At 40.7% G+C, this 15,118-nt stretch carries 13 protein-coding genes; 11 read left to right on the top strand and 2 right to left on the bottom strand.

The genetic code is table 11. The features are described 5' to 3' along the window. Nucleotides 1-134 precede the first annotated feature (134 nt). The 5 genes from LS48_RS01830 (at nt 135) to LS48_RS01810 (ending at nt 2,800) form a co-directional block, all read left to right on the top strand. Nucleotides 135-890, top strand: a complete 756-nt coding sequence (locus LS48_RS01830; RefSeq protein WP_062619373.1) for a hypothetical protein — start codon at nt 135-137, stop codon at nt 888-890. Nucleotides 891-947: 57 nt separating this feature from the next. Further along, the gene (locus LS48_RS01825; protein WP_062619765.1) at nt 948-1,160 is read left to right on the top strand and encodes a hypothetical protein; all 213 of its coding nucleotides are present in this window, start codon (nt 948-950) and stop codon (nt 1,158-1,160) included. 22 nt (nt 1,161-1,182) lie between these two features. Continuing rightward, nucleotides 1,183-1,389: a hypothetical protein gene (locus tag LS48_RS01820; protein WP_062619371.1), complete on the top strand. Its 207-nt coding sequence runs from the start codon at nt 1,183-1,185 to the stop codon at nt 1,387-1,389. Nucleotides 1,390-1,525: 136 nt separating this feature from the next. After that, complete coding sequence (locus LS48_RS01815) at nt 1,526-1,900, top strand: hypothetical protein (RefSeq protein WP_193392781.1); 375 nt, start codon at nt 1,526-1,528, stop codon at nt 1,898-1,900. 42 nt (nt 1,901-1,942) lie between these two features. Then, on the top strand, nt 1,943-2,800 hold the full coding sequence (locus LS48_RS01810) for a phospholipase D family protein (RefSeq protein WP_062619369.1): 858 nt from the start codon (nt 1,943-1,945) through the stop codon (nt 2,798-2,800). A gap of 7 nt (nt 2,801-2,807) precedes the next feature. Here LS48_RS01810 and LS48_RS01805 read toward each other — a convergent pair whose 3' ends face one another. Together LS48_RS01805 and LS48_RS01800 are read right to left on the bottom strand one after the other, a co-directional pair. Then, nucleotides 2,808-3,131, bottom strand: a complete 324-nt coding sequence (locus LS48_RS01805; protein WP_062619367.1) for a hypothetical protein — start codon at nt 3,129-3,131, stop codon at nt 2,808-2,810. A 657-nt stretch (nt 3,132-3,788) separates the two neighbouring features. After that, nucleotides 3,789-7,316 (bottom strand): T9SS type A sorting domain-containing protein, encoded by a 3,528-nt coding sequence (locus tag LS48_RS01800; RefSeq protein ID WP_062619365.1) that lies wholly within the window; start codon nt 7,314-7,316, stop codon nt 3,789-3,791. A 546-nt stretch (nt 7,317-7,862) separates the two neighbouring features. On the opposite strand from LS48_RS01800, the gene LS48_RS01795 reads away from it, so the two are divergent. From LS48_RS01795 to LS48_RS01770, 6 genes are all read left to right on the top strand, one after another. Beyond that, nucleotides 7,863-8,093: a hypothetical protein gene (locus LS48_RS01795; protein WP_131807678.1), complete on the top strand. Its 231-nt coding sequence runs from the start codon at nt 7,863-7,865 to the stop codon at nt 8,091-8,093. Nucleotides 8,094-9,016: 923 nt separating this feature from the next. Continuing rightward, entirely contained in the window at nt 9,017-10,639 is a 1,623-nt protein-coding gene (locus LS48_RS01790) for a T9SS type A sorting domain-containing protein (protein ID WP_062619360.1), read from the top strand. Nucleotides 10,640-11,175: 536 nt separating this feature from the next. After that, nucleotides 11,176-11,568 carry a hypothetical protein gene (locus LS48_RS01785; protein ID WP_235810995.1) on the top strand — a complete coding sequence of 131 codons (393 nt, stop codon included), beginning with the start codon at nt 11,176-11,178 and terminating at the stop codon, nt 11,566-11,568. Nucleotides 11,569-11,916: 348 nt separating this feature from the next. Next, a complete protein-coding gene (locus tag LS48_RS01780) occupies nt 11,917-12,306 on the top strand; it encodes a DUF302 domain-containing protein (protein WP_062619356.1) in 390 nt (129 codons plus the stop codon). Between the two features lie 269 nt (nt 12,307-12,575). Further along, nucleotides 12,576-13,880, top strand: a complete 1,305-nt coding sequence (locus LS48_RS01775) for a TolC family protein (protein ID WP_062619354.1) — start codon at nt 12,576-12,578, stop codon at nt 13,878-13,880. A 156-nt stretch (nt 13,881-14,036) separates the two neighbouring features. Then, nucleotides 14,037-15,116, top strand: coding sequence for an efflux RND transporter periplasmic adaptor subunit (locus LS48_RS01770; protein ID WP_062619352.1), 1,080 nt, complete (start codon nt 14,037-14,039; stop codon nt 15,114-15,116). The last annotated feature ends 2 nt before the right edge of the window (nt 15,117-15,118 follow it).

Genomic DNA, 15,118 nt, shown 5'->3' with positions numbered 1-15,118 from the left:
TAAGATGCGTTATCCATTGCCCTAATTGTTATCGCGTTAATTCCTAAAAATAATCATACCCAAGTTGCTCCCCACTTGTGAATATTGGCTTATACCAGAACGCATCTTTGCAGCTCACTTTAAATCTTTTTATTATGGCTAAACAAGCTGGAATTATCAAGTTAAAAGGTACTATTGATGATATTGCCTTTTACAAAACGGCAGACGGTCACCTCGCTCGTGCAAAAGGCGGGGTAGATCGCGACAAGATCCTTCACAGTGCTGCATTTGCACGTACTCGTGAAAACAACTCTGAATTTGGTCGGGCAGGCCAAGGTGGTAAGCTTATCCGTAGTGCTGTTCGGTCTTTAATGCAAAATGCAAAGGATCGAAGGGTGGTTAGCAGATTAACAACCCAATTGCTTGCTATTATCAAAACCGATCCCGTTAATCCGCGTGGTAAGCGAAACATTGATGAAGGCAATATCAACCTTTTGGAAGGCTTTGACTTCAATATCAATGGTAAACTAGATGCTACTTTCTTTGGTCTTTTTACTACAGCTTTTGATCGGGTTAGTGGCGATGCGACCATCGCAGTGGATGCTTTTAGCGCTACAGAGCGTATTGCAGCTCCCTCGGGAACAACCCATTACAAATTAGCAATGGGGGCGACGGAACTTGATTTTGTAAACAAAACTTTTGTTTACAGTGAAATGGACATGGGTGTACTTCCCTACGATAATACTCAAGTTGCAGCTTCAACGTTAACCGCCGCGGTAACACCAAATTCTCCCTATCCAATTCTTAGTGTATTGGGTATTGAATTCTACCAGGAGGTAAATGGGGAGTTTTACTCCCTGAAGAACGGAGCTTACAATGCCTTAGGTATCGTAAATGTTGATGATGTATAAGTAGTTTTAAAGGGGGGGTATTCACCCTCCCTTTCTATAATGATAAAATTTATCCAAATGAATATTTTAGAAAGATATAGAAAACCGACCCCAAAATTTTTTAGGGTTCTTCGCAATATAGGAATAGCTATGGCCACAATCGGTGGTACCATATTATCCCTTCCCATCACTATCCCACAGCTATTAATAAACTTAGGGACAATTTTAACAATAGCAGGCTCCGTAGCTTCTGCAGTTAGTCAGGCAGTAGTGGAAAGTGTTGAGACATAAGTAAACTTTTAAAATCTATACCATGAGTTATAAAGAATTTCCAATCGCCATAGGTACTGTAAGTGGTACCGCACTGTCTGCTTTCGCGGTACTACCAGTTGAAAATATTGTCACTTCGGCTATTCTTGCTGTAATAGGTGCAATTATTAGCTTTTTAATGTCTTGTCTTTTAAACCTCTTTTTAAAACCAAGATTAAAAAAATTTAAAAAAAAGAAGGATAGAAAATAGAATTCTCGGCTGGCGCGCATTTGCAACACGTGACCAAATCAATTACCCATAAAACATATTAATCTCCGCAACAACCTGATCCCATAATCCCCCAAAAATCCGTATCTTAAACCTTCAATTTTAAAATCTACGGACTATGAAAAAACTTATGACTCTTTTCGTTTTGGCAGTGGCGTTCTCGGCTTTTGCCCAAAACAAGATCCTTCCAAAGGACATACAGATTAAGACCGCGGTCCTGGCCGCCCCCGAAATGTACCGCGAAGATGCCACGGTTCTGGGCTATAACCAAGAAGGAAAGCTCATTACCCTGCGCGAGGGCAACAATGGCATGGTATGCCTGGCAGACGACCCTAACAAGGCGGGCATTAGCGTAGCCTGTTACGGCGCCGAACTGGAACCCTTTATGGCCCGCGGCCGTGAGTTGGTGGCTGAGGGTAAATCAAACGAAGAAAAACGGGAGGTGCCCCTAGTTACCGCTAGCATTCCGTTTCTGTTTAAATTAGAGAGCTAAATTTTAAAATGCATATTTTTTGAAATTTTTAAAACATAAATTATGGCTAAATTTTTAAAAGGGAATGAATTGAATTCCGAACTGGAAAAAATATTTGATGACGCCAAAGGGGATATTATTTTGATTTCCCCTTATATAAAACTTCTCGATAGGTATAAAGCTTCCCTACTTACCAAACTTCAAGCCCACGATTTAAAAATTACGGTGCTGTTTGGAAAAAATGAAGATGATATGTCAAAAAGCATGAAGCAGGAAGATTTCGATTTCTTTAAACAATTTCCGAATATTGAAATTCGGTTTGAAAATAGACTTCACGCTAAATATTATGCAAATGAGAGTAAAGCAATTTTAACCTCAATGAATCTGTACGGTTTCTCTCATGACAACAATATAGAAGCTGGTATTTTAATGGAAAAAAGCACAATGGCAGCCTTTACTGGAAGTAAAAATTTAGAGGATGATACTTGGAAATATTTTACCACTGTTTTAGACCAGGCAGAACTCTTATTTGAAAAAAAACCTATTTATGAAAAAAGGAACATCTTGAGTTCTACCAAATACGTAAACTCAGAAATAACAGTAGATAAACTTTCTGATTTTTTTAATAATAAAGCCTACAGCAAAGTATTTAAAAAAAGTGCTTCAATAAAAAATGATCGCCCTGTGGAAGTCTTAAGAGAGAAAACCGGCTATTGCATTAGAACGGGAAAAAAAATACCCTTCAATTTAGAAAAACCTATGGATTATGAAGCTTTTAAAATGTGGAACAAATATAAAAACCCTGATTTTCCTGAGAAATACTGTCATTTTTCGGGGGAGGAATCTAATGGGGAAACCTCAGTGAAAAAACCAATTTTAAATAAAAATTGGAAGGCCGCAAAAGAAAAGTTTAATCTATAAAGCTATACTAGCCATTTTTTATAAATGCCACATAAGCCTTATCCAAAAACTCCCCTTCCTCGAAGGGAAGCAGTTTTGCCGCGAGTTCTAAGGTTTTTCTAATGTCGCGCTCGTGTTCCTTGATATGTGGGGGACAAAAGCCATCTCCTTGGGTTGCCAGTATACATACATTGAGAAGGGATTCGATGGTGGTAAATAAATCCAGATATCCTTCAAAATACAGAAAGCTGGCTCTAAATTTTTTAGAATTATCCCTTGCCGGCTGGAGAGTTACCAGCGAGTCCCTTGCAGATTTCCTTAAATGCTTTAATTGGGTTTTCTTGCTTTTCATAATAGCGGTTTTAAGTATTTGCCTTACAAGATGCTAAAGGGGAGGGGGATAAAAAATTCTTTGAAGCGGTAAATTAGGGGACGTACTAATTACCGTAGTTCTTTGCCTCGACGGTAGTAGCTCGTGCCAAAAGGAGAAAAGGCTGGAGGATAGAAGATGTGCAGATTATGCAAAGGAAAAAGGATTATTGGATGGTATTGTGGTATTTCGCTATTATGGTTGAGACGGAAAGGAACGCGATACAATCGCGCACTAGCGGGGGATAAAAAATTCTTGGAAGTGGTAAATTAGGGACGAGCCTCATATTCGTTCTGCGCATTTAGCCCCTCATACTTCGTCTATCGTACTTCGTCGTTCTATTGAGTTGTGGAGCAATAAAGTTATTTGGAAGCAAAATTAGTTATGTTCATAATAATCCTGTGGCTGCAGGTTTAGTCTATAAAGCTCACGATTATGTTTATGGCAATGCATCAGATTATGCAGATGAAAAAGGACTATTGGACGGTATGTAGTATTTCGCTATTATGGTTGAGTCGGAATGGAACGCGATGCTCCCGAAGTCTCGGGAGCGCACTAGTGAGGCACGCCTTTCAAAAGCGCGCCAGGAGGTATTATATATTCAAAATAATTTTTTCTTTCAAAGCCTTACAGGCTAGCTTATTCCTGCTTTATAAACTTCTTCGTACTACTGTTCTGGTCCAAATCTGTCAACTTCACAAAATACATCCCAGCGCTTAGTTGCTCAATATTTAGAAACTGAACACCTTTAGGATTTGCTACAGTAAAGAGCAATTGCCCCAAATTATTAAACACCTTCACGTCCACGATGGGTAGCGTGCTTTTTATATTTAAGATATCACTGCTAGGTACAGGGTAAAGCGCAATGGAATTTGTAGCGTTCTCTTCCACACCCAAATTGTCAATTACAGTTGTGATAACAGTATTAGTTATTACCGGCGGATTAAAGTCGAAGTAAATTGCTGCGCTGTTCAGCATAAAGTCGCCTACAGCTATATTATTTTTTGGTTTAATTTTATATTGAATATAACCGTGGGACTCGGGCTCATTGCTCGAGGCATCTGGTAGGTTGATATTGTTGAAAATAAATTCCACTTGATTGCCGTCGGTAATTTCTACCCTGTTTGTGTGGCTAATATTTTCAATCTGCAAGGTATTCCAATCCAAATTTGGATCAAGTTCATTGCTCACACTTACATTAATTGCCGATGCCGTACCCGTATTTTGAAAGCGGATGATGTAGTGCAAGTACTCCTCGGCTTCCTCTATAAAAATGCTTTCGCCTTCTAAAACTTGAATATCATTGGGATCGTGGGAGCCTATAACTGTTTGATTTAATGTGAAGGTATTATCAGCTTCCGTTATATCCCCGCTCACAGGTTCTATAATTGCATTATAAACCAATACATCATCAATCTGGGTGGTGGGAGGAATTGCAACTTGAAAATTAATATCTATGCTTCTTGTCTCAAAAGGCTTGAAGTTACTGTAATCAAAAGTTATCGTACTGTTAGTTTGTGAGCTAAGGGGTTCGCTTGCGCTTAAAAAGTCAAGGCGCACATCATCAAAATTAACGGTTATAGCGCCATCAAGAACAGTAGTTCCCACATTGTTATATACAATTTGATATTCGGCCTCAAAGCCCGGACGTGCATCACCCAAAGGGTAAAATGTAATATTTAGATCGTTGATTACAGCTGTAGGTTCAACACAAAAATCTGCTAAATCGCTATTGTTTTGACCCATAAACGTTGATGTATGAAAGGATGGGTTGGGGGAGTAGTAATTGGGCATTTCTGAATCCAGCGAAGTGATAAAGGTGCCTTCATTGGTATAAAGTTGGTAATCTCCGTTGGTTTGTGTAAACGTTGCAAAACTATGGGTACCGTTATCGGAAATAACCATAACCTGTTTCATGGGAGCATCATTGCTTGTACATCCATTGCTGTCCAGATCGAGGGTTACCGTACCTGAAATATTATTTCCCAAACGGCCGAAGTTTTCATACCACTTCATATTATCGCCCAAATAGGAGCTTGCAAATAGATCTGGAGTTCCATCATTATTAATATCTGCTACTGCCATTCCTTGAACGCCATTCATATGCAAATCAATAATCTGTTGTGGTCCAAAGGTTCCCAAACCATTGGTGTTTTCATACCACGAAATTGTATCAGCGCTATAATCGGAAACAATCACGTCCATATCGCCATCTTGATCGGCATCCATTGCTCTTATCAGCCATGGAGAGAGACAGGTGTCGGCAATAATGATTCGTGGGCCAAAAGTTCCAGCCCCGTCTGTGTTTTCATACCACATAACTATATTTTCCGAAATCGAAGTGCCCAGAATATCCATATCGCCATCACCGTCCAAATCAGAATAATAAATGTCTATCGCATTCAAAGGATCATTATCTATTATATTCTGGGAGCCAAAATTTCCTTGACCATCCATATTTTCATACCATCCCAAAAGTTGACTGCCATATGCAGCGACAATAATATCTTTATCACCATCGCCATCTAAATCAACAGTGTGGATAGATTCTGTGTAGCCCATATTTTCTTCAATTGTTCGCGCTGGACCAAAAGAGCCCAGTCCATTTATATTTTCAAACCATACTATTCCCAAATTAAAGTCAAAAACAACAACGTCCATATCGCCATCGGCATCCAAATCAGCCGCATTCACGACCATTGAACCACTAAGATCAATAGAAAAAGGCTGCTGTTCTATAAAATTTCCCTGTCCATCTGTATTTTTATACCAAGTAGCTTGATTATCGTCATTTGAAGATGACAAAATATCCATATCGCCATCGCCATCAAGATCGGCTGCAAAAACCGATTGCACTGAAGATAGTGTTTCCGCTACAATTCTTGGAGAGCTATAACTGCCCTGTCCATCTAGATTTTTAAACCAAGTAATGCTTCCTATATGTGAATTTGCCGAAACTACATCTATATTTCCATCCCCATCAAAATCGGCAGCCTGAAGACTGTAAGAGCCTTGCACACCATCAATGATGCTTATAATGACTTCACCGCCATAGCTGCCCAAACCTGTACTTGGATACCAAGCTATTTTATCAAAACCATTATTATAAGCAATGAGGTCAAAATTTCCATTTCCGTTTATATCTGCCAAATTAATTGCAACGTATGTTTCAGTAGTAGTAAGTGTCTGTCCACTACTAAAAGTTCCTTGTCCATTTATATTCTCAAACCATACAATTTCGTGATTCACATTGCCTATTATGTCCATATCACCGTCTTGGTCAAAATCTGCTGTAGCAAAATAAGTTACACCCGCTGTTATAATAGTTTGTGCGGTTGAAAAGTTTCCTTGGCCGTTTAAATTTTCATAATAAATAAGCTCACTATTCTTATTTGTTATAATGTCGTTATCTCCGTCGTTATCAAGGTCAAATTCATAAAGTCCATAAGTGGCTGATATATTGTCATCTATTATTTGTTTTGAACCAAAGGTTCCTTGTCCATTCATGTTTTCAAACCAGACAGTTTCATCACTATAAATAGTGGAAGCTACTAAATCAAAATCGCCATCTCCATCTAGATCGGAAGCAGAAATTTTATTGGGTCTATCTAATGATGTGGCTATTAAATTTTCTTGCCCAAATTGCCCTTGCCCATTTGTATTTTCAAACCAAGCTATTTTATTGTCGTCTGTAGAAGTAACCACCACATCCAAATCGCCATCCCCGTCAATATCTTCAGGTATGCAGTTAGTAATTCCATCTACATTATCTGTAATCAATCTTGGGGATCCAAAATGGGCAGTGCCATCATTCCGAAACCAAACTACTTTACTGTTTTCGGCAGAAGAAACCAAAAGGTCTTTATTTCCATCGTTATCAAAATCGGCAGCGTGTGCTGCTTTAGGGGCTAAAACATCCAAAGAAATAATTTGCTGTAATCCCAAGTTTTCAAGGCCATCATTTTTATACCATGCAAGCTTATTGTCATGTTCTGAAATTGAAACTAGATCTAAATGCCCATCGCCGTCAAGGTCGGCAGCAAAGGCAGCACTAGGGCTATTGGTGCTTCCTTGGTCAATTATAGTATGGGGTTGAAAGCCAACTTGGGCAGTTGTTTTAATAAAAATACCTATCAGTAAGCTATTGAAGAGTAAAGACTTTTTCATTCAATGATTTTTTTGAAACGCAATATATTAAAATTTTGTTAAGGGAAATAAATTATGGTAATCGCAATTGTGAGCGCAGCTTGGCAAATCGAAGATTCAAAGTAGTTAATCTCATGAAACTTCTTGCTATTAAACTTCTCACTTCGTACTTCGCACCTCCAATGTCCGGTCGAGCGCAGTCGAGACCTCCTTAATAATTCAAATAGCTATCCTAACCCAAATTTTTTGTTTGATATGGTTTTCCGTAAAGTATTCAACTCCGTTCGTGTTAGCTTTGTCTGGCGTATGGAATATTTGGAAGGGGCTCAAGTGAAACACTTATAATTAATTGGGTCGCATTGCAAATGCTATACGTAAAAGTATAAGCTTTGCAAAAGCGCGCTAGAGGGGGCACTCTATTTATAGATGGTATAAGATAGATAATGGAAACTGGTTTACAGAAACGATATTTATTCTGAAGAAGCAGAAAAAGAAAACCGGGAACGTAACTCTTACTCCCTAATAGGAATGTATCTTTTTGATGACAATTTTGAAAATGATGCTAAAGTGAAACCACTATTGGATGCATTGCTTGCATCTGACAAAGAGGATATAGAAAAACTTTACGGTTATCTATATTTAGGGGAATATTGGTTGTTGCAAAACGATCTTGTACAGGCTGAAGCAGCCCTTGAAAAACTGAAGGAACTTTTAAAGAATAGTAAAACCATTCCTAAAGGGTATTCATTAATTGCAAATATGGCGGCTACAGAATTAAATGATGAAAAGATTCAATAACTAGCACAAACCGGCTGATATAAAGATATATACTTTGCTTCTATTGGCGGGGGATAAAAAATTCTTTGAAGCGGTAAATTAGGGGACTTACTAATTACCGTAGTTCTTTGCCTCGACGGTAGTAGCTCGTGCCAAAAGGAGAAAAGTCTGGAGGATAGAAAGATGTGCAGATTATGCAAAGGAAAAAGGATTATTGGATGGTATTGTGGTATTTCGCTATTATGATTGAGACGGAAAGGAACACGATACAATCGCGCACTAGCGGGGGGATTTAAGTATTGGCATACAAGATGCTAAAGGGGAGGGGGATAAAAAATTCTTTGAAGCGGTAAATTAGGGGACGTACTAATTACCGTAGTTCTTTGCCTCGATGGTAGTAGCTCGTGCCAAAAGGAGAAAAGGCTGGAGGATAGAAAGATGTGCAGATTATGCAAAGGAAAAAGGATTATTGGATGGTATTGTGGTATTTCGTTATTATGGTTGAGACGGAAAGGAACGCGATACAATCGCGCACTAGCGGGAGACAGGGGAAGTGTCAAGGTAAGCAGGATGTCAGGGTGAGCCCTTCGCCTGCGCTCAGAATAAACTAAAGTCGAACCCCTCGGTTATAACGATATTGTTTTGGACTTCAAAGCACTTCGACTGCCCTTCCCTTCGGTAAACTCAGGGCAAGCTACCGCTCAGGACAGGCTGCTCAGTGTGACAGCAGTATGTTGATTTGGACTTCAAAGCACTGTTATTTGTAAATCGTATATCCCCACTTTCAAAATAGCCAAATATCATTATATTTGGCCTTTTGCTCAATGGAAATAAAACCTTTTAAGATTTTGGGAAATAGCCATAACGCTTATAGGCATAGTTGAAAATACTATTGGGTTTTAAAACAAACAAGCTAACCATTCATAGAATAAACCATACCCCAAATGAAAAAACCAATCAGCATAAGAACCAAGGCGCTTATTTATCTTGTTTTAATGATTCAGCTAGTAAGTGTGCAGGCCCAGGAATTTAACTGGGCAACCCCAGTAAGCGGAGATGGCTATGAATACGGTATAAAAATAGCAAAGGATGCGTTGGGAAACACTTTTATTTTAGGCTATACCACTGAGCACTTTTTTGAGTATGAGGGAGTAACCTATGCGTCAAATGGTGACGGGGACGCATTTTTTGCCAAACTAGACCCTAACAAACAATTGGTTTGGATGCGACCGCTGGGTGCAAATGACGCCATTTATTATGATGAGGCGCAAGATTTGCATATTGACCCTTTTGGGGATATCTACCTAAGCATTAGGGCAACGGGTAGCAGCTTTAGATATAACGGAATGGTTTTAAGTGGCATAAATTCTATTGGCCAATATGGTGGGGAAGCGGTACTGATTAAAGTTAATGGGGATGGGGAATATCTATGGCACGACTCGGGCACTGTAGGCAGTTCCTTTCGTGGCATTACCACAGATGTGGATGGCAATGTGTATATAACGGGGTACTTTCGCCAAACGATAACGCTTGGTGGTAGCATTACCTTAACAAATCCTTCTAGCGGTACTACCACCGACTATCTTTTAGCAAAATACCAACCCGATGGAACTATTATGTGGGGCAAACGTGCTGGGGGGCTTCCGCACAATACCTTTGCCTATGGGCATGATTTAGAAATTAACCCCCAAACCAATGAGCTTATTGTTTTGGCACTGGGGGAGGGCGAGGTGTTTTTTGACGGGGTGCCAATGCCCAGTAACGGCCTCACCGATAATGCTGCCTTACTTATTTCCTATGAGCTGGATGGAATTCAGAATTGGATGCAGCTAGTGCTGGTCGAGGACAATTATGGTTATTCAAGTTGTACTTCATTAGCTATCAGTGACTCGGGAATTATGGGAGTGTGTGGCACTACCGTGGGTATGGATCCCGAAGGATTGGTTGGTTTTTATAACAGTGACGGTTCGGTTATTTCCGAACATACCTATCCTGCACCCTATGACCTTAGGCTTTACTCCATAACTTTTAATGAATATGATATTGCATATGTATCAGGGTGGTGTCTAGATGGTGGTACCTTGGGGATAGCACCTGGAACGGTAACCCTTAACAACACCACAGGTTTTATAGTACGAATGGATAAGCACCAACAAGTGCGCTGGGTTACGGAATTTGCAGGATCTCATTTTACAAATTATATAGATTATAGCAATGGGGAGTTATTATATGCAGGTAGATTTGATGAGGAATTTATCTACAACTCAGGGCAAAACGTTCTTGTAAATAACTTAGGAGATGCTGTATATGCACAAATGATAGATGATTTTTTAGGTGTAGCAGAATATATAGCAGATGAAATTGCTGTGTACCCAAATCCTACTTCAGGGCTTTTAATGATTAAAAGCACTGCCTTACAAAAAATTGAAATTTATAATGTGAATGGCGTTTGTGTAAAAACCACCGATAAAAACGAAATTGATCTAAGCAGCAATTCCCCCGGAATTTATTTATTAAAGATTATTACAGACAAGGGAGTAGCTACAAAAAAAATAGTCCTAAAATAAACAACAAATATGTAGCCTTCCAACATTAGGGCTTCTGTAAATAACGCTTATACTTCCATCTAATCTACTTGGCACCCGTTTGCAAAGTGTCTGCAAATAGGGCATTTAACAGCATAGCTTTATTAACCTGTATAGTTATTTTAGAACGGGTAACACGATCACGATTCTCGAATAACAATTCACGATTCACGAATAACCATTAACCGTATAAAAGCATAAATAGGCCATGCCAAAGCCATAGTGTCTTTATAAACCAATGGGCATATAATTTCCAAGGGCAACCCACTCCCATAATCCCCCAAAAAATCCGTATCTTAAGCCTTCACTTTTAAAATCTACGGACTATGAAAAAACTAATGACTCTTTTCGTTTTGGCAGTGGCGTTCTCCACCTTCGCCCAAAACAAGATCCTTCCAAAAGACATACAGATTAAGACCGCCGTCCTGGCTGCCCCCGAAATGTATCGAGAAGATGCCACGGTTCTGGGCTATAATCAAGAAGGAAAACTCGTCACCCTGCGCGAGGGCAACAACGGCATGGTATGCCTGGCAGACGACCCTAACAAGGCGGGCATTAGCGTAGCCTGTTACGGCGCCGAACTGGAACCCTTTATGGCCCGTGGCCGTGAGTTGGTGGCCGAAGGAAAATCAAACGAGGAAAAGCAGCAGATCAGAAAGGCCGAAATAGAGGCGGGCATGCTTAAAATGCCCGAGGAACCCGCAATGGTCTATGTGCTGGCCGGCGAGGAAGGCGACTATAGCGCCGAAACGGGCGAACTTCTTAAAAGCAAGATACGCTACGTAATCTACAAACCTTATATGACAGGCGAAAGCACTGGCCTACCCACCAAACCCCAAGCCCCCGGCATGCCCTGGCTGATGGATGCGGGCACGCACCGGTCGCATATTATGATTACCCCGGCGAATTGAGGTTAGATGTTAGATTTGAGAGGTGAGACGTGAGACGTGAGACTTGAGACGGGAGATGTTAAATTTGAAATGTGAGTGTCTTGAAACAATACAATAGGTCTTAAGACGTAGGACTCGCTTTACCTATGAGAAATATAGAAAGAATCCATTTCGGCCCAAGTCCTACGTCCTACGTCCTATAGTCCTACGTCAAGAAAAGTTTACGTTGAACTTCCAAGACATCCTTAATAGGATTTATTCAACAAACAATTAAAAATCTTCGGTTGTGTAATCTTTGTTACAGAACTTCCCAAACAGCAATCTTACCTTTGTACCAGATTGTTCAAATAAATTAAATAATCTAAAGCTATGAGTTATTACATCAGTACAACATTAAAAAACACCACTTTTAAGGAGGCCATTGACAAGACAACGGCAGCTTTAAAGGAGGAAGGTTTCGGCGTGTTGACCGAAATAGATATAAAGGCCACCCTAAAAAAGAAGTTGGATGCCGATTTTTACAATTACACCATCCTCGGCGCCTGCAACCCACAAATGGCACATCAGGCATTACAGGCCGAAAACAAGATTGGCACTATGCTGCCCTGCAACGTGATAGTGCAGGAACGCGAGCCTGGCATTGTTGAGGTTTCGGCGGTAGATCCCGCGGCTTCCATGATGGCGGTGGAAAATGACTCCTTGGCGGAAATAGCCAAGGACGTACAAAAAAAATTGACCAAGGTTATTAAAAGTATTTAGGGACGTTTCGTGGTTGGTTCGTTCCTAATAAGTGCAGATTTATTTGGTTAGTGAAGAGGCTGTCTTAATAGGCAGTCTCTTTTTGATATAATAGGGTAGGGTTGAGAGATTAATTTTTAATATTCAATTATCAATTTTCAACATTCACTACCTACCACCTAATACCTAATACCTAATACCCACTACCCACTATCAATACTTCTTTGGTAACATTAGTTACTGACCAAGCTCGATTTCTAACGTATGTTTGCACCAAATTAATTATTAAAATGAAGATTAAAAATATAGTTACACTAATCGGGTTGCTGCCAGCGATGGTTTTTGCGCAGCAAACCGTTCCCATTTCCAAGGCCGAAGTGCTGGAAAAGGTGGTCCAACAAAACAACAAACTGAAGATAGGCGAACAGCAGGTGCTTGCCGCCAAGGGCGATTTCAACCAGACGAACGCCGTGTTCCTTCCCAATATTACAGCCTCGCACAGCGGAATGGCCACCACCAATCCGTTGATGGCCTTTGGGTTTAAACTGAACCAGGAAATAGTGACCCAAGCCGATTTTGACCCGAACAAACTGAATGATCCCTCCCAGATCAATATGTTTACCACAAAGCTTGAGGTGCAGCAGCCGCTGATAAATATGGATGGTATCTTCCAGCGAAAAGCCGCAAAGGCAAAATGGGAAGCTACCCAGATGCAGTTGGCGCGCACGGGCGATTACCTTGCCCTGGAAACCGAAAAGGCCTATATGCAGTTGCAGTTGGCGTATAAGAGCGTAGCCGTTTTGGAGACCGCTCTAAATGCGGCGAATGAAAACCTGCGCTTGGCAAACAACAGTTTTAAGCAGGGTTATCTGCAACAAAGCGATGTGCTTGCGGTGCAAGTACGAGTTACCGAAGTGGAAAATCAATTGCAATACGCCAAGAGCAACGTGATAAACGCTTCGGAATATCTTGCCGTACTTATGAACGAGGAAGTTGGGGGAGTTTTAAAACCAACGGATTCCTTAATGGTTGCTTCGGAATTGAATGCTGCGGAAACCCTATCCGATTCCAGGGCCGATATTCAGGCGATGGAATTTGCCGCCGAAGCCTACAAACAAAATTACAAGGCCGATAAAATGACGTTTTTGCCAAGACTGAATGCTTTTGGAAGTTATGAGCTTTATGATGATGAAATATTTCAGGCCGATGCCAATGGTTATTTATTTGGCGCATCCCTTAGCTGGAATCTCTTTGAAGGCTCAAAACGCTTCGGAAAGACCCAAAAAAGCAAGGCCGAATTCTATAAGGCAAATCTGGAATTGGAGCAATATAAGGCCGAAAGCCAATTGGAGTTGAACAAGGCCAAGCGGATGTTCCAAGATGCGCAAAACAATTTAAAATTGACCGAACTGGCATTGGAGCAATCAAAAGAAGCACTTAGAATCCGCACCAACAGATTTAAGGAAGGTCTGGAGAAAACCACAGATCTGTTAATGGCCGAGACGCAGTATTCGCAAAAACAACTGGAGTATTTCAATACCGTATTTCAGCATAATTACGCCTTGGCATACCTTCAATTTTTAACTAAAAACTAATGAAATTGATCCCGATAGCAATCGGAAGGAAATTAAAAATAATTTACATATGTACCCGAATAAAATTCCCCCTTTGGGGGCTAGGGGGACAGACGAAATCGAAACCCAAAAATCAAAATTAAATACAGTATCAAAAAAGATTTAAAAAATATTTATATGAAGTCACTATACACAAGTTTGTTTTTCCTCGGAGTTTTAAGCCTAGCCAGTTGCGGCAATGCTTCCGAAGAAAAAAATATAGATAATACTCCTGCAGTGTCGGTAACTGTAAGTTCGGTAGCTGCGGAAAATAATTCGCCGTTTTTAACCGCCAGCGGCAAGATTGAGGCCGCCAATAGCGCTACCCTCAGCACCCGGATGATGGGCTTTGTGGATAATGTGCACGTAAATGTGGGCGACAAGGTGGCAAAAGGACAATTGTTGGTCAGCATCAACAATTCAGACCTTTCTGCAAAACAAGCACAGACCAGTGCCGGGATTACCGAAGCGCAAGCTGCTTTTAACAATGCCCAAAAGGATTACCAACGTTTCCAAAACCTATTTGCTGAAAACAGCGCAAGCCAAAAGGAACTCGACGACCAACGCGCCCGATACGAAATGGCAAAGGCCAGATTGGAAGGCGCAAAACAGATGAAGAACGAAGTGCAATCGCAGTTTGCCTATGTAAACCTTCGCGCTCCTTTTAGCGGCGTGGTTACCAATAAATTCATTGAGGCAGGCGATATGGCAAATCCCGGGGTGCCATTGATTTCAGTGGAAGGACCAGGGAATTTTGAAGTAACGGCTTCGGTGCCAGAGAGTGAGATTTCAAAAATAAAATCTGGAACGGAAGTGCAAGTAATTGTAAAATCTTCAGATAAAACATTACCAGGAACGGTTACCGAGGTCAGCACTTCCGCTAAAAACACGGGCGGGCAGTACTTGGTGAAAGTGGTATTGGACAAAACCGATGCCGATATTCTTTCAGGTATGTACGCTACGGTTCAGTTTCCCATAGAAAAGAAAACAGATGTTACCACGGTTATGGTGCCAAAGGAGGCCTTGGTAAAACGCGGACAATTGACGGGCATTTACACGGTGAGCCAAAGCAATACCGCCTTACTGCGCTGGTTGCGCCTTGGTCGCACGTTTGGCGATAATGTGGAAGTGCTTTCGGGCCTTGCCGCTGATGAAAACTATATTATTTCTTCCGAAGGAAAACTTTTTAACGGAGCGAAAGTAACCATTAAACAATAACG

The sequence above is a fragment of the Aequorivita aquimaris genome, assembly GCF_001573155.1.
Taxonomy (GTDB): domain Bacteria; phylum Bacteroidota; class Bacteroidia; order Flavobacteriales; family Flavobacteriaceae; genus Aequorivita; species Aequorivita aquimaris.
Note: the sequence above shows the minus strand (reverse complement) of the source record. Positions and strands in the feature narration are given on the sequence as shown.